Annotated in this window: 19 protein-coding genes and 6 tRNA genes; 18 read left to right on the top strand and 7 right to left on the bottom strand. The window is 41.2% G+C overall.

Features of this window, described 5'->3' with window-relative positions:
• Positions 1–19 precede the first annotated feature (19 nt).
• Positions 20–1,429, bottom strand: coding sequence for a glutamate--tRNA ligase (gene gltX / locus SFRI_RS14005; protein WP_011638163.1), 1,410 nt, complete (start codon positions 1,427–1,429; stop codon positions 20–22).
• A 256-nt stretch (positions 1,430–1,685) separates the two neighbouring features.
• On the opposite strand from gltX, the gene SFRI_RS14000 reads away from it, so the two are divergent.
• The 6 genes from SFRI_RS14000 to SFRI_RS13975 all read left to right on the top strand — a co-directional run bounded on the left by SFRI_RS14000 (position 1,686) and on the right by SFRI_RS13975 (position 2,314).
• Positions 1,686–1,761, top strand: a tRNA-Val gene (locus tag SFRI_RS14000).
• 39 nt (positions 1,762–1,800) lie between these two features.
• Positions 1,801–1,876: transfer RNA gene (locus SFRI_RS13995), tRNA-Val, on the top strand.
• 32 nt (positions 1,877–1,908) lie between these two features.
• Positions 1,909–1,984 (top strand) — tRNA-Val (locus SFRI_RS13990).
• A 41-nt stretch (positions 1,985–2,025) separates the two neighbouring features.
• Positions 2,026–2,101, top strand: a tRNA-Val gene (locus tag SFRI_RS13985).
• Between the two features lie 27 nt (positions 2,102–2,128).
• Positions 2,129–2,204, top strand: a tRNA-Val gene (locus SFRI_RS13980).
• Between the two features lie 34 nt (positions 2,205–2,238).
• Positions 2,239–2,314: transfer RNA gene (locus SFRI_RS13975), tRNA-Val, on the top strand.
• 232 nt (positions 2,315–2,546) lie between these two features.
• Here SFRI_RS13975 and SFRI_RS13970 read toward each other — a convergent pair.
• Entirely contained in the window at positions 2,547–4,376 is a 1,830-nt protein-coding gene (locus tag SFRI_RS13970; RefSeq protein ID WP_011638162.1) for an ABC transporter ATP-binding protein, read from the bottom strand.
• 212 nt (positions 4,377–4,588) lie between these two features.
• Here SFRI_RS13970 and SFRI_RS13965 point away from each other — a divergent pair, with 212 nt between their 5' ends.
• The 6 genes from SFRI_RS13965 to sstT all read left to right on the top strand — a co-directional run bounded on the left by SFRI_RS13965 (position 4,589) and on the right by sstT (position 11,677).
• Positions 4,589–6,124 carry an AlkA N-terminal domain-containing protein gene (locus SFRI_RS13965; RefSeq protein WP_011638161.1) on the top strand — a complete coding sequence of 512 codons (1,536 nt, stop codon included), beginning with the start codon at positions 4,589–4,591 and terminating at the stop codon, positions 6,122–6,124.
• Positions 6,125–6,128: 4 nt separating this feature from the next.
• Positions 6,129–6,680, top strand: coding sequence for a methylated-DNA--[protein]-cysteine S-methyltransferase (locus SFRI_RS13960; RefSeq protein ID WP_011638160.1), 552 nt, complete (start codon positions 6,129–6,131; stop codon positions 6,678–6,680).
• Between the two features lie 72 nt (positions 6,681–6,752).
• Positions 6,753–8,039, top strand: a complete 1,287-nt coding sequence (locus SFRI_RS13955) for a DEAD/DEAH box helicase (RefSeq protein ID WP_011638159.1) — start codon at positions 6,753–6,755, stop codon at positions 8,037–8,039.
• An 11-nt stretch (positions 8,040–8,050) separates the two neighbouring features.
• Positions 8,051–8,530, top strand: a complete 480-nt coding sequence (locus SFRI_RS13950; RefSeq protein WP_011638158.1) for a protein-tyrosine phosphatase family protein — start codon at positions 8,051–8,053, stop codon at positions 8,528–8,530.
• Between the two features lie 498 nt (positions 8,531–9,028).
• Entirely contained in the window at positions 9,029–9,931 is a 903-nt protein-coding gene (locus tag SFRI_RS13945; protein ID WP_011638157.1) for a chemotaxis protein CheV, read from the top strand.
• A gap of 504 nt (positions 9,932–10,435) precedes the next feature.
• Positions 10,436–11,677, top strand: coding sequence for a serine/threonine transporter SstT (gene sstT, locus SFRI_RS13940; RefSeq protein ID WP_011638156.1), 1,242 nt, complete (start codon positions 10,436–10,438; stop codon positions 11,675–11,677).
• A gap of 457 nt (positions 11,678–12,134) precedes the next feature.
• Here sstT and SFRI_RS13935 read toward each other — a convergent pair whose 3' ends face one another.
• The 3 genes from SFRI_RS13935 to SFRI_RS13925 all read right to left on the bottom strand — a co-directional run bounded on the left by SFRI_RS13935 (position 12,135) and on the right by SFRI_RS13925 (position 14,147).
• A complete protein-coding gene (locus SFRI_RS13935; protein ID WP_011638155.1) occupies positions 12,135–12,788 on the bottom strand; it encodes a pseudouridine synthase in 654 nt (217 codons plus the stop codon).
• Positions 12,789–12,939: 151 nt separating this feature from the next.
• A complete protein-coding gene (locus tag SFRI_RS13930) occupies positions 12,940–13,521 on the bottom strand; it encodes a protein disulfide oxidoreductase (protein WP_011638154.1) in 582 nt (193 codons plus the stop codon).
• A gap of 29 nt (positions 13,522–13,550) precedes the next feature.
• Positions 13,551–14,147, bottom strand: coding sequence for an acyl carrier protein phosphodiesterase (locus SFRI_RS13925; RefSeq protein ID WP_011638153.1), 597 nt, complete (start codon positions 14,145–14,147; stop codon positions 13,551–13,553).
• 194 nt (positions 14,148–14,341) lie between these two features.
• Here SFRI_RS13925 and SFRI_RS13920 point away from each other — a divergent pair, with 194 nt between their 5' ends.
• The 6 genes from SFRI_RS13920 to secF all read left to right on the top strand — a co-directional run bounded on the left by SFRI_RS13920 (position 14,342) and on the right by secF (position 20,094).
• Positions 14,342–14,530, top strand: coding sequence for a hypothetical protein (locus SFRI_RS13920; RefSeq protein ID WP_041413120.1), 189 nt, complete (start codon positions 14,342–14,344; stop codon positions 14,528–14,530).
• Positions 14,531–14,598: 68 nt separating this feature from the next.
• The gene (gene queA, locus SFRI_RS13915; protein WP_011638152.1) at positions 14,599–15,639 is read left to right on the top strand and encodes a tRNA preQ1(34) S-adenosylmethionine ribosyltransferase-isomerase QueA; all 1,041 of its coding nucleotides are present in this window, start codon (positions 14,599–14,601) and stop codon (positions 15,637–15,639) included.
• A 142-nt stretch (positions 15,640–15,781) separates the two neighbouring features.
• Positions 15,782–16,906, top strand: coding sequence for a tRNA guanosine(34) transglycosylase Tgt (gene tgt, locus SFRI_RS13910; protein WP_011638151.1), 1,125 nt, complete (start codon positions 15,782–15,784; stop codon positions 16,904–16,906).
• A gap of 25 nt (positions 16,907–16,931) precedes the next feature.
• Positions 16,932–17,264, top strand: a complete 333-nt coding sequence (yajC, locus tag SFRI_RS13905; protein ID WP_011638150.1) for a preprotein translocase subunit YajC — start codon at positions 16,932–16,934, stop codon at positions 17,262–17,264.
• A 17-nt stretch (positions 17,265–17,281) separates the two neighbouring features.
• Positions 17,282–19,132: a protein translocase subunit SecD gene (gene secD / locus SFRI_RS13900; RefSeq protein WP_011638149.1), complete on the top strand. Its 1,851-nt coding sequence runs from the start codon at positions 17,282–17,284 to the stop codon at positions 19,130–19,132.
• Positions 19,133–19,146: 14 nt separating this feature from the next.
• On the top strand, positions 19,147–20,094 hold the full coding sequence (gene secF, locus SFRI_RS13895; RefSeq protein ID WP_011638148.1) for a protein translocase subunit SecF: 948 nt from the start codon (positions 19,147–19,149) through the stop codon (positions 20,092–20,094).
• Between the two features lie 62 nt (positions 20,095–20,156).
• Here the strand turns inward: secF and SFRI_RS21550 are convergent, their stop codons facing one another.
• A complete protein-coding gene (locus SFRI_RS21550) occupies positions 20,157–20,369 on the bottom strand; it encodes a hypothetical protein (RefSeq protein ID WP_145991533.1) in 213 nt (70 codons plus the stop codon).
• Positions 20,362–20,763: a DUF3224 domain-containing protein gene (locus tag SFRI_RS13890; protein ID WP_011638147.1), complete on the bottom strand. Its 402-nt coding sequence runs from the start codon at positions 20,761–20,763 to the stop codon at positions 20,362–20,364. Before SFRI_RS13890 ends, SFRI_RS21550 begins: the two co-directional genes overlap by 8 nt.
• Between the last annotated feature and the right edge of the window lie 8 nt (positions 20,764–20,771).

Below are 20,771 nucleotides of genomic sequence, written 5' to 3'. Positions count from 1 at the left end.
AAAAGTGTCAACTCGTTTTTTAGGAATTTATTCTATCTGCTACAAATTCAATCGCTTTGGATATTCTTTGTGCAGATCTTTCTTTTCCGATTAAGAACAAGGTTAAATCTAATGCAGGAGACTGTCCTGCGCCAGTAACCGCAACGCGTAAAGGCATACCTACTTTACCCATGCCGACATCAAGTTCTGTCGCTGTGGCTTCAATAACGTTGTGAATATTCTCTACGCTCCAATCATTTAGTTCAGATAACTTTTGATTGAACAATGTTAAAGGCTCTAGTGCCACGCCACGTAGATGCTTCTTAGCTTGTGCTTCATCGAAGTTATCAAAATCTTCATAGAAGTAACGGCTTGAAGCGGCTAATTCTTTTAATGTTTTCGCTCGTTCTGATAATGCTGTAACAATTTCAGTTAACGCTGGACCATTGCTAGTATCAATTTTCTGATCATCCATATGCCATTGTAAATGTGATGCGACATAAACAGGATCGAGAGACTTGATATAATGTTGGTTTAACCAAATAAGCTTATCAGTATTAAAAGCTGAAGCAGCTTTATTGATATCATCTAACTTAAACAGCGTTTTCAACTCTTCCATTGAAAATATTTCTTGATCGCCATGAGACCAACCTAAGCGAACAAGATAGTTTAATAGTGCTTCTGGTAGATACCCGTCATCACGGTATTGCATAACGCCCACAGCACCATGACGTTTAGATAGCTTGGCGCCATCGTCACCTAGAATCATCGACACATGGGCATATTCAGGGATCGGTGCGCCTAATGCTTTAAGTATGTTGATTTGGCGTGGCGTATTATTGATATGATCTTCACCGCGTACAACGCAGGTAATACCCATGTCCCAGTCATCTACTACAACACAGAAATTATAGGTTGGTACACCATCGGTACGCTTAATGATTAAATCATCAAGCATATCGTTAGAAATTTCGATTCGACCACGAACGTGATCATCAAATATAACACTGCCTTCAATTGGGTTTTTAAAGCGAATGACAAAAGGTTCGTCAGTGTCACGAGGCGCAAGGTTACGACAACAACCGTCGTATTTCTGTTGTAAACCTTGCGCAGCTTGGTCTTCACGCATGCTCTCAATGCGTTCACGCGAGCAATAGCATTTGTATGCAGTGCCTTTGTCTAGCATTTGCTCAATAATTTCATTGTAACGATCAAAACGTTTAGTTTGGTAATAAGGACCTTCATCCCAAGTCAAACCTAACCAGTTCATACCGTCAAGAATGGCATCACATGCTTCTTGAGTTGAACGTTCAATATCAGTGTCTTCAATACGAAGTACAAATTCACCATTGTTAGCACGTGCGTGCAACCATGAATAAAGTGCTGTACGAGCACCACCTACATGAAGAAAACCAGTTGGACTTGGAGCAAAACGCGTCTTAGTAGTCATAATCGGACACTAACCTATTTATAAACGTCTAAAAAAGACAAACAAAAAAATGTGCCGCTATTCTAACAGTCAAACCCAGCAGTTGAAATGGCGGACTTTCAAACCTAGGGAGGTTTTTGGATTTTCTTTATTTTTGATCACAATCCCTTGTTCAACAAAGCATCAAAGCGAACAATTTTAGTCCGACTGACATTATTTTAAATAAAAAGCGTTGACAGGTTTTGCTTGCCCCCTATAATACGGCCCCACACAGCGAGGTCGATTAGCTCAGCTGGGAGAGCACCTCCCTTACAAGGAGGGGGTCACTGGTTCGAGCCCAGTATCGACCACCATATTTTTATTTATGGATTATAACTGTTAATTATATCCCAGGTCGCTTAGCTCAGCTGGGAGAGCACCTCCCTTACAAGGAGGGGGTCACTGGTTCGAGCCCAGTAGCGACCACCATATAATTAACTAAACTGTTGTGTAGAGTCCCAGGTCGCTTAGCTCAGCTGGGAGAGCACCTCCCTTACAAGGAGGGGGTCACTGGTTCGAGCCCAGTAGCGACCACCATTTCTCAAATAGAGTGGTGGACTCAAAAGTAAAATATCCCAGGTCGCTTAGCTCAGCTGGGAGAGCACCTCCCTTACAAGGAGGGGGTCACTGGTTCGAGCCCAGTAGCGACCACCATATTTTACAAAAAGATTGATATTCCCAGGTCGCTTAGCTCAGCTGGGAGAGCACCTCCCTTACAAGGAGGGGGTCACTGGTTCGAGCCCAGTAGCGACCACCATATCAATTTAAGCTTACATTTACGTTTTATCCCAGGTCGCTTAGCTCAGCTGGGAGAGCACCTCCCTTACAAGGAGGGGGTCACTGGTTCGAGCCCAGTAGCGACCACCATATTTTATTTCTGTATTATCCCTCTGATATGCCTCCAAGCAATCCAAGCAATCCAAGCAATCCAAGCAATCCAAGCAATCCAAGCAATCCAAGCAATCCAAGCAATCCAAGCAATCCAAGCAATCCAAAAAATCTAATGTGATACTCTCACTTTTTTGTGCTTATTTTTTATAGCTATGCATAAAAAAGCCACTCAAATTTGAGTGGCTAATGCTAATTGCTCAACTTTCGATTAATCTAACCCTAAAAATCCGCCAGTTTGATGGGCCCACAGTTGTGCGTAAATCCCATTGGCATTAATTAGCTCTTGATGAGTACCTTGTTCAACAACACAGCCTTTATCTAATACAATGAGTCTATCCATAGCTGCAATCGTTGAAAGTCGATGCGCTATCGCAATCACTGTTTTACCTTCCATCAATTCATACAACGACTCTTGAATCGCTGCTTCGACTTCAGAATCTAATGCTGAAGTGGCTTCATCAAGCAATAGAATTGGCGCATTCTTAAGTAATACTCTTGCAATGGCGATCCGTTGGCGTTGACCACCAGACAGCTTAACGCCGCGCTCACCTACTTGGGCATCAAGCCCTTTGTTGCCAAAGGGGTCCGTTAAATTGTCAATAAACTCTGCAGCTTGTGCTTGAGTTATCGCGGCCATTAATTTTTCATCACTGGCATGTGGATCACCATACAGAATGTTTTCACGGATCGAACGGTGTAATAACGACGTATCCTGAGTCACCATACCAATATTTGCCCGTAATGAGTCTTGGGTAATATCCGTTATAGGTTGATCATCAATCAGTATTTGGCCTTTTTCAATATCATGAAAACGCATCAATAAGTTTACTAAAGTCGATTTCCCTGCACCAGACCGTCCCACTAAGCCGACTTTCTCACCTGCTTTAATATTCAGGTTTAGTTGCTCAATAACGCCAGTTTTTTCACCATAGTGAAAGCAAACCTGGTTGAAATCGATTTTTCCATGGTCAACAACAATGTCTTTTGCATCCAATTTATCTTGGATAGCAATGGGTTTTGATAACGTATTCATACCATCGGTAACGGTACCAATATTTTCAAATAGTGAACTGATTTCCCACATGATCCATTGTGACATGCCATTTAAACGCAATGCTAAACTCACCGCAATCGCAATGGCACCAACCGTAATCGCATTGTCTGCCCATAACCAAATAGACACAGCCGCAATGGTGAACGCTAATAAGTAATTGATGATTTGCACTAAAACATTAATGATCGTTACCAGACGCATTTGGCCATAAACGGTTTTTAAGAAACGCGTCATACTATCTTGGGCGTAGTCAGCTTCCTGAGTCGTATGCGAGAACAGCTTTACGGTTGATATGTTGGTGTAACTGTCGACAATGCGGCCCGTCATTGTCGAGCGAGCATCGGCTTGTTCTGTCGATATCGCTTTCAGCTTTGGAACGAGTTTCCATTGGATCAACACATAAGCTGCTAACCAAACGAGCATGGGTAGCATTAAACGTACGTCAGCAGTGGCAATCATGACCAACATAGAGGTGAAATACACTAAAATATACATCAGTACATCCAGTAATTTCATAACCGTTTCACGTACAGCAAGCGAAGTTTGCATTACCTTTGTGGCGATCCGTCCTGCAAAGTCATCTTGATAAAATGAAATACTCTGCTTGAGTAAATAGCGATGTGCTTGCCAACGAATAGCCATGGGGTAGTTACCCAAAAGCGTTTGGTGCACGATAGAAGCATGTAACCAGACAACCAGCGGTATTACGACTAAGACAATCACTGACATGGTAATCAAGGTAGTGCTTTCATCTTGCCACAATGTTTGTGGATTTTTGGTGACTAACCAATCTACCAGTTGTCCCATAAAGCCAAACAGTGACACTTCCAACATTGCCATTATGGCTGTTAGTACTGACATGATAATTAAAGGCAAACCAAACCCGCGGGTATAATGACGACAAAATGCGTACAAAGTATTGGGTGGCTGAGTCGGTTCTTCTTGCGGTAAAGCTTGGGTCAATGATTCAAAAAATTTAAACATCTAATGCTCTAACTTAATGGTGAAAATTCTGCTGACTAGGATAACGCAAAAAGGCCAAATGTAATGGGTTAAATTGTTACCATATACGAAACGATTGAGTTCCGTTTTCCGCTAGTCGTGGTTGTTGTATTTCGGTAAAGTAATCTCTTAAATACGCTATAAGCAGAAAATAGTTCAGTTTTCCATTGAGTGATATAAGGCTAAATAGACGAATGGTCCAGATTAACAGTGATTGTAATATTGCAGCACAGATCTGCCAGCAAGCAAGGCTTAGTCGTGATGCTCGCTTTGATGGTCAATTTTTTACCGGAGTTATCACTACTGGTATTTATTGCCGATCAATTTGTCCCGCTCCTGCACCCTATGAAAAAAATGTCCGTTACTTTGATTCTGCGATTAAAGCGGCTAATGTCGGACTTAGGCCTTGTCTTCGATGCCGGCCAGATAGTGCGCCAAGTTCATTTGCGTGGTTAGGTACTCAAACTACGTTAATGCGAGCGATTACGTTAATTGAGCAAGGCTATTTAACTGGTGAGAATGCAGGGACGATCGTTAAATTAGCTGATAAGTTAGGCATTACCAGTCGGTATTTAAATAAACTCTTTAACCAAGGTTTGGGGACTTCGCCTAAACGTTTTGCGTTATATCAGCAATTGATGTTTGCTAAGCAGTTATTACACCAAACACAATTATCAATGACCGAGGTCGCCATGGCTGCTGGCTTTAATAGTATCAGGCGGTTTAATGAAATTTTTAAGCAAGAACTATTGTTAACACCTAGCGAATTACGCCAAAAGAGCCGACATTCAACTGATGTAACTCATCCTTATAAAGATAATCAAGTGAGCACTAACATTAAACCAATAACATTAGCATTATCTTACCGTCCCCCCTTTAATTGGGCGAAGATGTTGGCTTTTTATGCATTTCGTCAAGTTGATAATATGGAAGTCATTGATGATATTTCGGGACGGTATGGCCGAACCTTTTCGTTTAATGGCGTAGAAGGTGTTTTTTACATTTCACCAAATGCCGATAAACCCCAACTTGATGTGAGTATTTACTTAGCTGATGCTAATGATATTAAGTCCTTGCATTATATTACTCTGCAATTACGCCGTATGTTTGATTTAGATGCTGACATGGAAGTCATTCAGCAAGCTTTATCTCCCATCATTAAATTAGGCGCCAAAATTGATAGTGGTTTACGTATACCAGCGGCTGGCAGCGTTTTTGAGGCCGCTTGCCGTGCCGTATTAGGGCAACAAGTCAGTGTAGTGCAAGCCACTAAACTATTAAATTTATTGGTTGAATCTTATGGTGAAACGCTGTTCATCGATGGTAAGACTTGGCAGTTATTTCCTACGGCACAAGCTATTGCTAACGCTTCATTAGATGAACTTAAAATGCCAGGAGCTCGAAAATTAGCCTTAAATGCCTTGGGGCAATTTGTGCATCAGCATGCTGACTCAACACCTGACGATTGGTTGTCTGTAAAAGGTATTGGTCCATGGACTGTTGCTTATGCGAATATGCGAGGTTTGAGTGATCCTGATGTGTTTTTGAGTTCTGATTTAGTTATCAAAAATCGTCTTCATGCATTATATGAGCAATCGGGTATACCCATTGAAACCCCTAAATCGTACATAAGCATTGCTGCCGACATTGCAACACAAGCATCACCTTGGGGCAGTTACTTAACCTTCCAGCTTTGGGATAACGATCCTGTCGCTGCAAAAAACGGATAATATTATGACCCATTTTACTTCGCCGAAGTGCCATGCTTTAGTCACAAGTCCTGTTGGTTTACTCTCGCTTAAAGCATCTGAGCATGGATTAACCCATCTGCAGGTTGAAGACCTTGCCCAAACGAGCTCGCTTGTAGAGATTCAAACTCAGTTTAGATTCCAACAAGGCACGACTGAGACGACTCAAGATTTAGTGGTACAAGCCCAACAGCACATTGATACAACAGTCATTCAATTAACAGAGTACTTCGCTAATCAAAGGCAACATTTTAGTGTTCCTCTAGCGCCTAAGGGGACTGTTTTTCAACATGAGGTTTGGCATGCTCTGAGTCAATTAACATTCGGCCAGCGCTGCAGTTACAGTGATATCGCCAATACTATTGGGCGACCTAAAGCTGTCAGGGCTGTTGGGGCTGCAAATGGTGCAAACCCAATTGCTATTATCGTTCCGTGTCATCGGGTGATAGGTAAAGGCGGTAAGTTAACCGGTTATGCTTATGGGCTCGATATGAAGCAGTGGCTACTGGACTTGGAAGGGATTGAAGAAATTAACTAATTTATCTGACTGCTGTGCCAAAGTACGTTAAAATGTGCGATTGATAACCATTTTCTTGAGCGCATTTGATACATGACCCAAGCTTCTTTAGCTACGACTTTCGCTGAATTTGGCCTGCATACTCCATTGTTGGCTAGATTAACCGAGCTTAAATACCTTCAGCCTACACCAATCCAAGCTGAAACCATTCCTAGCACATTAACTGGTAAAGACTTACTGGCAGGTGCCAATACTGGCTCAGGTAAAACAGCGGCTTTTGCATTGCCGATATTACATCAATTGGTGAGTCGTCGGGCAGCAACATCTGCCAAAGGTAATTTTGTTAGTGCGTTAGTCTTGGTACCAACGCGAGAACTTGCTAAGCAAGTTGCCGACAGCTTTAAATCTTATGCGGTTCATTTAAATGGCGACATTAAAGTGGTTGCTGCATTTGGCGGTGTATCTGTTAATACTCAGATGCTAGCATTGCGTGGCGGTGCGGATGTAGTCGTCGCGACGCCAGGTCGTTTACTCGATTTAGTATCGTCAAATGCATTAAAGCTGTCCCAAGTGACAACGCTAGTACTTGATGAAGCAGATCGAATGTTAAGCCTTGGTTTTACTGAAGAGCTGACTCAAGTACTCAATTTACTTCCTAAGCAAAAACAAACGTTATTGTTTTCAGCGACTTTCCCAGATGAAGTTCGCCAACTAACGCAAGCGTTGCTCGTTAACCCGCTTGAGATACAATTACAAAGCGCTGAGGCGAGTACGTTAGTACAACGGGTAATGACGGTTAATCGTGAAAAAAAGACCGCTTTACTTGCACATTTACTACAACAGCATCAATGGCGCCAAGTGTTGATTTTTGTTGGCGCTAAAAATAGTTGCAATCATTTAGCTCAAAAACTGGCTAAACGTGGTATCACTGCAGAGGTGTTTCACGGTGATAAAGCCCAAGGCGCGAGAAGTCGTGTATTGGAAGGTTTTAAGGCGGGTGATATTCAAGTGCTCATTGCAACAGATATTGCTGCTCGTGGCCTTGATATTGAAAAATTACCTGTAGTAATAAATTTTGACTTACCGCGCAGTCCAGCAGATTATATGCATCGAATTGGTCGCAGCGGACGTGCGGGAGAGGTCGGTTTAGCGTTGACCTTGTTGTCGCATGATGAGTATCATCACTTCTCTGTTATTGAGAAAAAGAATCAAATTCGCCTTGAACGTGAACAAGTTAACGGATTTGAGGCTGATGATGTAGTGCCTGAAAGCGTACTGGAACAACCTAAGCCAATGGCTAAGCCAGAAGGTAGCGGCAAGAAAAAACGTAAGAAGTTGTCCTCAGTTAATGTTGATATTTGGGCTAAAAAACCAGATTAGTAGTAGGTAATATGAAACATATTTTTTGGTTAGTTGATGGACAAATTGCAGGCCGTAGTGGTCCAAACAAAGATGCGTGGGATTTAGCTGAGTTTAAGCAGGCTGGTTTCGGTGCAATCGCATCATTAAATAATGCTGAAGGTTGTGATACCGACGCTATGGCTGAATTAGGTCTTCGTCATAAAGTGTTTAATTTACCTGATAATATTCCACCTAAATCGCATGACCTAGCCATTTGTGCTGAAATACTCCCTCAGGTTTTAACATTTATTCGTGAATGTGAAGCCGATCAGTTACCAGTGTTACTCCATTGTCGCTCTGGGATTAATCGTACAGAAATGGTGATGGCTTATTATATGATGGAAAATGGTGCGGCGCCTTTGCATGCAGTTAGTCAAGTTCGCAATGCCAGTGGCTTAGCGTTCGATGCCGAGGGTTGGGATCAATTTGTTTATGATGTACTTTACGAGCTGCAATCTGCTTCGAACTGATTTTATGTCAATTTAAAGCATCATAATAATGAGGGAAACAATGATAATTAAATCAGTAGCTGATTTAATTATCATTGTTTCCCTTTGTTGTTTTTATTGGGTTGTATTCGGTTCTAACTTGCACTCTGTTCTAGCTTATATGTGTATATAGCCGATTAAGTTTTTCTCCCTAGCTTTTATAAATTGCGTTAAGAAGGCTAAGAGCGATTTAATCGTTGAATTTTTTTGTATAAAATATCGACTGGTTGTTGTCGGAAAGGTATTAATGTAGTTTGCTATTTCTTGTTATCAACCAGAGTCTTCTCCTCAAATATTCACTATTTATTGAAACGTAATTGTAATCGAAATGATTTATCGAGTTGGCTCTTATCGGATGAATAGCTAATTTTGTGATTTGTAATGATGTTTGCAGATAAAATAGACCACTTAAGCTAGTCTAAAGACTGACGATAAATGCTATAGTGAAATAGGTTTCAGTCTTTAGATGAAGGGGTAATGATGAGTCCGAAAATGAGCAAAGCGAATCAATCGCAGGGTTTATTGCTTTTTAAGCTAAATCAAACACAAGTGTTTGCTTTAGGTACTTTAAAAATTCGTGAACTCGTGCCGTTTACTCCTTTAACTAAAATCCCGCACTCTCACCCAGCCATTTTGGGGGCTGCAACCATTCGGGGTATGACTATTCCTATTATCGATATGGCTGCAGGTATTGGTTATAGGCCCGTTACCGAAGCAGAGCTTAAAGACAGCTACATCATTATTACTGATTGTCAGAGAATGGTGATAGGTTTTCTTGTGCGCTCAATCGATAAAATCATTGAATGTAATTGGCGTAATATTGAAGCACCTTCAGGTAACTTAGGCAAAAATGCATTTTTAACAGGTGTAACCCGTTTTAATGATCAGCTCGTTCAGTTATTAGATGTTGAGTTATTACTGTCGAAAATATTCCCGGATGATCCGATTAATAATCGAGCGATATTAACCGATGTACAACGTGAGAAATTAACTCCGTTACGTATTTTACTGGTGGATGATTCGAAAGTTGCCCGCAAGCAATTATCTGATGCATTAGATTCGATTAACATTGCTTATCAAGTGACGGCAGATGGTCGTGATGCACTGCAGATGATGCAACAAGCCGCGGAAGAACGAAAGCCTATTGATTTACTGGTGAGTGATATTGAAATGCCAGGACTTGATGGATACGAATTAGCCTTTGAGGTTAAAAATAATCCAGCGATTGAACACGCGTACATTATTTTACATACGTCCTTATCCAGCGAAATCAGTGTTAGCCAAGCTAAACAAGTCGGAGCCAATGAGGCATTAACAAAGTTTGATGCTAAAGAGTTGATTGAAGCGATGCTTAGAGGTGCTCAAGCACTGCAGCCTGCTTGATGATTGCTGTTGTTTTGTTTATGGTATTTTCAGCTTTTAACATCGTTAACAATTTAACAGCAAGTAAACTGTAACCGTCAAATTAGTGCTTTCTTTATGAGCAATGATTGAATTTTTTTACTCATTTGGCATCAACACTAGACTTATTGCATGGCATCCTGATATATAGCTACAAGGCTTTTACAGTGTTCAGTATATTCGCTGGGCACAAGGTAATGCTTAACTTTAATGAGGGAGTGCTATCCCTGAAAACGGATTGATTGAAGTGTGCAAATTGAGTGGTGTGAGTTAATTACGCTCAATGAGTAAGAAGAGCTGGGTGTTTTCAGTAATAGCATTGATATTATCGAGATGTCATGAGAGTCGTAACCTAGATATTGTATCACTATGAGTTGTAAGGTGATGAATACGTGGATATGACGAGTATTGTGATGTTTCCTTTTCTAAAGATAAGCAAAACCTTGATCATAAAAAGTCATAAATATAATAATCATAGGTTAAGCAATGAATCAAAAAACATCACTGTTAGCTCGTATCGCTAACGGTAGCCTCGTGCTACAAATTATCAGCGGAATCATTTTGGGCGTGATTCTGGCAAGTATTTCAACAACAGGTGCCAACAATGTGGCTTTTTTGGGCTCACTTTTTGTGGGTGCTTTAAAAGCTATTGCGCCAATCCTGGTTTTTGTTTTGGTTGCATCATCGATTGCCAATCAAAAGAAAAATAGCCAAACCAATATGCGTCCTATCATTGGGCTATATCTTCTGGGTACATTTGTTGCTGCATTAACCGCAGTATTATTCAGTTTTGCGTTTCCAACCACTTTATTGCTAACCACTGGGATAGAGGGCACCAATCCTCCTCAAGGGATTAGTGAAGTTATCAATACCTTATTGTTCAAAATTGTCGATAACCCAGTTAACGCACTATTAACGGGCAATTACATTGGTATTTTGGTGTGGGGGGCTGGTCTTGGAATAACCATGCATCATGCCAGCGACAGCACTAAACGAATGCTCTCAGATGTCAGTGATGCGGTGTCAAATATTGTTCGCTTTGTGATTCGTTTAGCGCCTATCGGTATTTTTGGTTTAGTTGCGGCCACATTTGCTGAAACAGGTTTCGACGCTCTAGCGGGTTACGGCCAATTATTGATGGTACTTGTGGGATCTATGTTATTCATTGCTTTGGTGATTAACCCTATTATCGTTTATGTCAAAATTAAGCGTAATCCTTATCCATTAGTATTTAAGTGTTTACGTGAAAGTGGTGTAACAGCCTTTTTCACCCGTTCAAGTGCGGCCAATATTCCGGTCAACATGGCTTTGTGTGAAGAATTAAAACTGCATAAAGACACTTATTCAGTGTCTATTCCATTAGGTGCCACCATTAATATGGGCGGTGCTGCGATTACCATTACGGTATTAACATTAGCAGCAGCTCATACTTTGGGTATTCAAGTGGACTTTATGACAGCTCTGTTATTGAGCGTGATAGCGTCGGTTTCTGCTTGTGGTGCTTCAGGTGTTGCCGGTGGTTCATTATTATTAATCCCATTAGCGTGTAGTTTGTTTGGGATTTCTAATGATGTTGCCATGCAAGTTGTGGCAGTTGGTTTTATTATTGGTGTGATTCAAGATTCAGCCGAAACAGCACTAAATAGCTCTACAGATGTTATCTTTACTGCAGCAGCATGTGAAGCTGCTGAAGCTAAAGAGGCCAAGCAAGCCGCTCAAGTGAGTTAATATTGTATGTAACTTCAGTTCGGGATAATAAACAGTTATCAAATAGTCTTTATCCCGCTAACTGTGTTGTATCGATGCGTCAATACGCTTTATTAGCAAAACAAATGACAAGTTTGATATGAAATAGGCCAAATATTGCCATTTTACCTTACTTATCCCATCTCATAACTCGAATTGAGGTTATGTATATTCATTAAAAAATGCCGACGCGATTGTGTCGGCATTTTTTTGTCTAATTGAGCATAAGTAACCTGAGCTCGGGATAATAAACGCCTTTCAAACAGCCCTTTGTCCTGCTAACTGTGTTGAATCGACTTACAATAGGCTAGCTATTGACGCGTCAATTCGCCTTATTAGCATAACAAATGACAAGCTTGAAAGTGAGTTGGGTTAACATGCTGATTTTAAATAGCTAAGTTCATCCCTTATCCCGAGTTCAGGTTAAGTAATGACGGCATTAAAATGGATGCTGGCTAAAAAACGTCATCTCGACTTGGCTATAAGGATGGGTAATTGTGAGCGATTGCGCATGCAAGTTTAACCGTTTACTGGCATTAATTGTTGATTCATCGCCATAGAATTCATCGCCTAAAATGGTATGTCCAAGCGCCAACATATGAACCCTAAGCTGATGAGTCCGGCCAGTATGAGGTTTTAATTCCATCAAAGTTGAATAAGCACGATGCTCCAACACACTAAAATAGGTTAATGCTGCTTTACCCGAATCAGTAAGCATTTGGAATGGTGGTGAATCAGGGTTAGCTCCTAGCGCAAAGTTCACTTTACCTTGCTGTTCATCCACATGGCCAATCACTTCGGCAATGTACACCTTTTTAGCTTGTCGATTTTGAAACTGAATTTTTAAATGTGATTCTGCTTTTTTAGTACGAGCAAAAATCATGATCCCAGAAGTATCACAATCTAAACGATGGATCAAAATCGCTTCAGGATAACATCGTTGCAAACGGGTTATGGCCGTATCGTGTGTGTCTGGTGAACGTCCTGGATTTGATAATAGGCCTGAAGGCTTATTGATGACGATAATGTCACGGTCTTTATAGCGTATGTCCAACCACGGAATTGATGGTGGTTGATAAGTAAAGATGTGCATTATAAATTGTCTCTCTAATTGTGTCTGATTCAGGTATTGATGTGGCGAAACGTTAATCTCGCGAGTACTCTTGTTGCGGATACTAACAAAGTTTTACTGATAACCAAAAACCAATTATTCGGCTGAATAATACTGTTTGGTTATCGCCGCTTTACCAGGTCGCTAGCCACAACCGTAATGACATTCCCCAACTGCTTGTTACGCCAGAGGTAACAAAGCGAATATTGTTTTCAGCATCAACGATATAAATAGCAGGCAATGCCATGGCGCCCCATTGTTGGCTTAATAACATTGTTTGATGCTGATTGATGACATCAAAATGATAATGATGATGTTGCATAAAGGTGCTGATGTCGTCGTCAGAACCTGAAGCTACTGCAATGGAAACAACCTGATAATCTGGATTCAGACTAACTGAGTTCACCATAGGAGATGTCACTTTACACACCGGACACCAAGTGCCCCAAAAATAGACCAAGGTGGGTTTATGTTGGGTACTGTTCTCTCTAATATGTTGCTGGGCGTTAATTGATGGTGCAGTAAATAATGATATTGGTTTATTGGCGATAGTATACGCGTTAATTGGCATAGCTACGCCTGTTCGCATATCTCGCTGTAGATAATTCGCGATAGCGAACAACACCACCGCAATAACGATGATATCGCGTAGACTCGTTAGCCAAAATCGTTTGGTTTTGAGTGTGTATTTTAGATTAAGTAACCATGACGGCATACTACATTAATTCCTATAAATACCCTGTATTAAGGTAAATATGCTGCCGGAGTCTTACGACTATAAAGCCTACTATAGGCCATTAACTGCGGATAAAAGGTTCTAAATGCAATCTCGATATCAATATAAATCTTATCGATATCTTTAATGGCATGGTCAAAAAGTTCTGGTTTTGATAAACGACGACTGACGCCTTTAATCGCTTGATCTAATCCTTGCCTTGTTTGGTAACTACTTAGCCAATCTTGCTGGATAATTTGTGGCGCAATGGCCTGTAACGTCGGAGGTAGTTCAAGTGTAGTACTAAGCTGGTGGTATGCTTTTTGGCAAAATTCATCTAATGGCTGATGATGATACTCTTCCCAATAAAATGCTAAGTAATGATCAAATACTAAGTCCACTAGTATCGGAGCAACACGACGTGAGGTTTTAGGGAACAACTTTAGTAGGTCAATAATAATTTCATGACTGTCAGTAATTTGGTCTATCTGGCGATGAAGCCATATCCCTTGTTGTAGATGTTTTGGATGTTGCTCTATGTTACCTTTTGCGAAATCACCCGACAAATTAGCTACTAGGTGAGTATCGCTGATGTCGGCTAAATGTAAGTGAGCTAAAAAGTTCATAAATTGTACTTCTAATTTTATTATTTTACAGTATGATACTAGCCGTTTGTAACAAAGCGTTACAAGATGGCGAGTGAGTGGAGTTAATCATAACGTTTTATAGATAAATGTCATGGAGTATTGAACTTCGTATTGTTGTAATGCGTATATGTAACTGCTTTTAAAAGGTTATAGGATTAATTTAGGGATCAAGGATGATGAAAGACTGGATTAAAAAATTATTGGGTAGGCCTGCTGCTGCCAAAAGAAATAAAGTACACATCGACATGCGTTATGAAGAGCATTCATACAAATCGGACGAAACCTTTGACTCTGCCAAGTCAGATACTCTTGAATTGGACGATAGCGACACCGAGTCGATAGAACAAAAGCCGACAAAATAATCACCAAACTTGATCTTAACCCGCAGTCGCCATAGACTAGCGGCCGTTTTTACTGTTGAGATCATACTATGCGTGTTGCAGATTTTTCATTCGACCTACCTGATGAGCTGATTGCTCGCTATCCGACAGCACAACGCAATGCTTCGCGTTTACTCACGTTAAGTGGCGAAAACAGTGAGCTTGCAGACAAAAAATTTACTGATTTATTCAATCTAATCAATCCTGGAGACTTGATGGTGTTTAATAACACCCGAGTTATACCAGCACGTTTATTTGGTCAAAAGTCGACTGGCGGCAAGCTCGAAATTCTCGTTGAACGCATGCTCGACGATAAACGCATTTTAGCCCACGTTCGCAGTTCAAAATCTCCTAAAGTGGATACGCTTATCGACTTAGATGGCGGCTACCAAATGAAAATGTTGGCTCGTCACGATGCATTGTTTGAGCTTGAGTTACAGTCTGATAAAACCATATTAGAAGTGCTTGAAGACGTCGGTCACATGCCATTGCCTCCTTACATTGATCGTCCAGATGAAGATACTGATAAAGAACGTTATCAAACAGTGTATAACCAAACGCCAGGCGCTGTAGCTGCGCCGACAGCAGGGTTACACTTTGATGATGCCATGTTAGCCGATTTAAAAGCCAAAGGGGTTAATATTGCCTTTGTTACTTTACATGTCGGTGCCGGTACATTCCAGCCTGTACGAGTGGATAATGTGCTTGAACACAAGATGCATTCAGAATGGGCCAATGTGTCACAAGAGGTTGTTGATCTAATTGCGCAAACTAAAGCGGCTGGAAATCGTGTTGTTGCCGTAGGCACAACCTCAGTACGTTCATTAGAAAGTGCAGCGCGTGCAAGTGGAGATAGTCCGCTTGAAGCCTTTAGTGGTGATACCGATATCTTTATTTACCCAGGTTTTCAATTTAAAGTTGTTGATGCCATGGTCACTAATTTTCATTTGCCAGAATCAACATTAATTATGCTGTTGAGTGCTTTTGCCGGTTATGAAGCGGTCATGAAGGCTTATCAACATGCAATTACGCAAAAATATCGCTTTTTTAGCTATGGCGATGCGATGTTTGTGACGAAAAAAGCCCCGTAGGCAATGAATTTGATTTAAAATACTCGCCCACAATAGTGGGCGTTTTTTTGATTTAATGTACCAGTAACCTTGAAGCATTAAAATTTGCCCACATTACTATAGAAACTAAACGAGTCAGACTGTTTATCTGGCAAGGTGATTTATGAAATTTGAATTAGATACAACTGATGGTCGTGCACGTCGCGGACGTCTTATTTTTGACCGCGGTACTGTAGAAACGCCAGCATTTATGCCTGTGGGGACTTACGGTACGGTAAAAGGTATGACGCCTGAAGAAGTACGCGCTACCGGTGCCGACATTTTATTGGGCAACACCTTTCATTTATGGTTACGTCCTGGCGAAGAGATCATGCGTAAACACGGTGATTTGCACGACTTTATGAATTGGCAACGTCCTATTTTAACGGACTCGGGTGGATTCCAAGTGTTTAGTTTAGGTGATATTCGTAAAATCACTGAAGAGGGTGTGCATTTTCGTTCACCGATAAATGGTGAAAAGATTTTCTTGGACCCAGAAAAATCAATGCAGATTCAGGATTCTTTAGGATCTGATGTGGTGATGATTTTTGATGAATGTACCCCGTATCCAGCAACTCATGATGAAGCACGTAAGTCGATGCAAATGTCACTGCGTTGGGCTAAGCGTTCACGTGATGAGTTTGACCGCTTAGAAAACCCGAACTCTTTGTTTGGCATTATTCAAGGTGGTGTGTTTGAAGATTTACGCGACGAAAGTGTAAAGGGTCTTTTAGACATAGGTTTTGATGGTTATGCAGTAGGTGGTTTAGCTGTTGGCGAGCCTAAAGCAGACATGCACCGTATTTTAGAACATGTTTGTCCGCAAATTCCTGCTGACAAGCCGCGTTATTTAATGGGCGTGGGCAAACCTGAAGATTTAGTCGAAGGCGTTCGTCGTGGTGTGGATATGTTTGACTGTGTTATGCCAACACGTAATGCCCGTAATGGCCATTTATTTACCAGTGAAGGTGTGATTAAAATTCGTAATGCACGTCACCGTGATGACACTGCAACATTAGATCCTAAGTGTGATTGTTACACTTGTAAAAACTATTCACGTGCTTATTTATACCATTTAGATCGTTGTAATGAAATTCTAGGTGCGCGTTTAAACACTATCCATAATTTACGTTATTACCAAATGTTGATGGAAGGTTTGCGCGGCGCAATTGAGACAGGTACATTAGACGCCTTTGTTAAGGAGTTCTATACCAGTTTTGGTCGTGAAGTACCTGAGTTAATCGTTTAATTTTAGCTAATAAGAAGAGAGAACTATGTTTATTTCAAATGCATATGCAAGCCCAATCAGTGGTGTAGCCGGTGGCGAAACCATGCAGTTAATTTTCATGCTAGTCATGTTTGGATTAATCTTTTACTTCATGATTTTCCGTCCACAGTCAAAGCGTGTGAAAGAGCACAAAAACCTAATGGCGTCGATTTCAAAAGGTGATGAAGTGTTAACCAGCGGTGGCATTCTCGGTAAAGTGACCAAAATTGGTGAAGAAAGTGATTATGTGTTATTAGCGATTAATGATAACAACCAAATCACGATTAAAAAGGATTACATCGCAGCGGTATTGCCTAAAGGTTCTATCCAGTCGTTATAAGCCAAGAGGGCTATGGTGTGTTAAATAAATACCCAATGTGGAAAAACATCATGGTGATGCTTGTCATTGCCATTGGTAGTTTTTATGCAATTCCAAATTTGTTTGGTGAAGATCATGCAGTGCAGATTGTCGCGACTCGCGGCGCAGAAGTTACTGCATCGACACAAACGACTGTGGTTGATTTATTAGATAGTCAGGGTATTGCGGTAAAGCGTGCCGAGCTAGAAAATGGTCAGTTATTAGTCCGAGTGCAAAATCCTGAGCAACAGTTAGTCGCTAAAGAAGCTATCGCTGAACTGCTTGGCCAGAAATATACCGTTGCGCTAAACTTAGCTCCGGCAACCCCTGAATGGCTTGAAGCTGTTGGTGGGTCACCGATGAAATTAGGTTTAGATTTACGTGGTGGTGTTCACTTCCTAATGGAAGTGGATATGGGCGAAGCTATTCGTAAAATGGAAGAAGCTAAGATAGCTGATTTCCGTAGCCAGCTTCGTGAAGAGAAAATTCGTTATGCTGGTATTCGTAAAACCCCTAAAGGGATTGCGATTAAGTTTCGAGATGCTGAAACGGTTGACCAAGCAGAGACTTATTTAAAAACCCGCAGCAATGACATGACCTATACCGATGCGAGTAGCGGTAATGAGTTTATGCTTCTTGCCACCATGAGTGATGCTTACCTTAAGCAAATTAAGGAAGAAGCACTGCAGCAAAACATTACCACTATTCGTAACCGTGTTAACGAGCTGGGTGTTGCTGAGCCAGTAGTACAACGTCAAGGCGCCGAGCGCATTATTGTTGAACTGCCAGGTGTACAAGACACTGCTCGAGCAAAAGAAATTTTAGGTGCTACGGCATCAATTGAATTTCGTATGGTTGATGATAAGGCTGACGTAAGCGCAGCTGCAAATGGTCGTGTTCCTGCAGGCGCAGAAGTGTACCAACGCCGTGAAGGCGGGATTGCAGTATTGAAAAAAGAAGTGATGCTAACGGGTGATCATATCACTGGTGCACAACCTACTTTTGATGAATACAGTCGTCCACAGGTAGCGATTAATCTTGACGCAAAAGGCGGCTCGATTTTCTCTAACGTGACCAAAGACAATATCGGTAAACCAATGGCAACATTATTTATCGAATATAAAGACAGTGGTACACGTAATCCTGATGGCACAGTGAAAATGACTCGTATTGAAGAGGTTATTTCAGTTGCGACGATTCAGGCTCGTTTAGGCCGTAATTTTGTGATTACCGGTCTTGAGCACACTGAAGCACAAAGCCTAGCGTTATTATTACGTGCAGGTGCGTTGATTGCGCCAGTGACCATTGTGGAAGAAAGAACTATTGGCCCAAGCCTAGGTGCTGAAAACATCCAAAACGGTGTTCAAGCGATGATTTGGGGCATGGTTGTTGTTCTTGTATTTATGATGGTTTATTACCGTGCATTTGGTTTTATTGCCAACCTTGCATTGCTGGCAAACCTAATTATGGTTGTTGGTGTGATGTCTATGATCCCAGGTGCGGTATTAACCTTACCAGGTATTGCGGGCATGGTATTAACGGTGGGCATGGCGGTTGACGGTAACGTACTTATTTTTGAACGTATCCGTGAAGAACTTCTTGGCGGCCGCAGCGTGCAACAAGCTATCCATGAAGGTTATGGTAATGCTTTTTCAACCATTGCAGATGCTAACATCACTACCTTTATGACAGCGTTAATCTTGTTTGCTGTCGGTACCGGTGCGGTGAAAGGCTTTGCTGTTACCTTAATGATAGGTATCGCGACTTCGATGTTTACAGCCATTGTTGGCACACGCTCAATCGTGAATGCGGTTTGGGGTGGTAAGCGCGTTAAGTCATTGTCTATCTAAGGGAGAAGTTGAACATGTTTCAGATATTTTCAGTAAAGAATACAGTCGACTTCCTTCGTCATGCATTTCCTATTAGTGTAATGTCGTTGATCTTAGTTATTGCTTCTTTTGTATCGTTAGGCGTACAAGGCATTAACTGGGGCTTAGACTTTACCGGCGGTACGGTTGTTGAAATGGAGTTTTCTGCTCCTGTTGACTTAAATGCTCTACGTGCAACCATGACGACTGATGAAGCTGAAGGAGCCGTGGTACAGAACTTTGGTTCAAGCCGCGACATTTTAGTTCGTTTACCGGTAAGAAATGAGTTAAAAAGTGATGTCCAGGTTGCAGCAGTATTAACTGCTGCGCAGTCAATTGATTCAGGCGTGATTCAAAAGCGTGTTGAGTTTGTTGGGCCACAAGTAGGTAAGGAATTAGCAGAGCAGGGGGGCTTAGCAGTTATTGTTGCCTTAATCTGTATTCTTATCTATGTATCATTTCGTTTTGAATGGCGTTTAGCTGCAGGTTCTGTAGCGGCGCTAGCCCATGACGTTATTGTGACCTTAGGGGTCTTTTCGGTATTACAGCTTGAGTTTGACTTGACCGTATTGGCAGGTTTATTGACGGTTGTGGGTTACTCACTTAACGATACCATCGTAGTGTATGACCGTATCCGTGAAAACTTCCTTAAAATGCGCAAAGGCACTCCTGTAGAGATTGTGAATACCTCAATCACTCAGACCATGAGTCGTACTGTTATTACCACAGGTACTACATTAATTACCGTTATTGCGCTGTTTTTAAAAGGCGGCACAATGATCCATGGTTTTGCGACTGCATTATTACTCGGTATTTTTGTGGGTACATACTCATCGATTTACGTGGCAAGTTATTTAGCCATTAAATTGGGTATCAATCGTGAACATATGTTACCGGTAGAGATTGAGAAAGAAGGTGCAGATCAGCCTTCAATGATGCCTTAATAAATATTATTAATCTTAATCGCTAAAAAGAAACCCCAGCTTGCTGGGGTTTCTTTTTATGCCTAAGTTATGATCTTTTGTTCTGCTAAATGCACTTCACAGGCAGCCATTAACGTTTTATGCCATTGAGTTTGTGGATCAACTATCAGAGCTTCCCATCCATCACTGCCGAGTATATCAACACTGATAAACATCAGTGAAGTTAACGCCATAGTGCCAGATACTCTAAATGTACCGATATTCGTCTCTATACGAGAAATGGTTATCTTAGTCATGATGTAAAGTGATGAGGTAATCTGCTTGGCCGTTTTCGGTTGATGTAAACTCACCATGACCGATAAATTGCTTCAAGTTATCGGTACCTGAGTCAGCTATTACATTGAATTGGCTTTGGGCAACACCTTGTGAAAAGACGCCATTATGTTGTAATACTATGGTGCCGGATATCTCTGGTGTGTTTATGGTTAAGTGCTCCATTCCAACAAATACCGCAGCCTCCCCATTTTGATATGACATTACATAGCGAATTTGAGCAGAACCATTAATATCACCTGAATACGTTTGGGTAACTTCGACAATGGTTTGTTTGTTGTTATTGTCGTGTTCAGCATAAGCCGATTCATTCCAAGCGGTGATTTGAAATACACCTTTTAAGACTATTTTTGTCATGCAGAGCC

The sequence above is a fragment of the Shewanella frigidimarina NCIMB 400 genome (assembly GCF_000014705.1).
Taxonomy (GTDB): domain Bacteria; phylum Pseudomonadota; class Gammaproteobacteria; order Enterobacterales; family Shewanellaceae; genus Shewanella; species Shewanella frigidimarina.
This window is presented reverse-complemented; position numbering and strand designations above follow the sequence as displayed.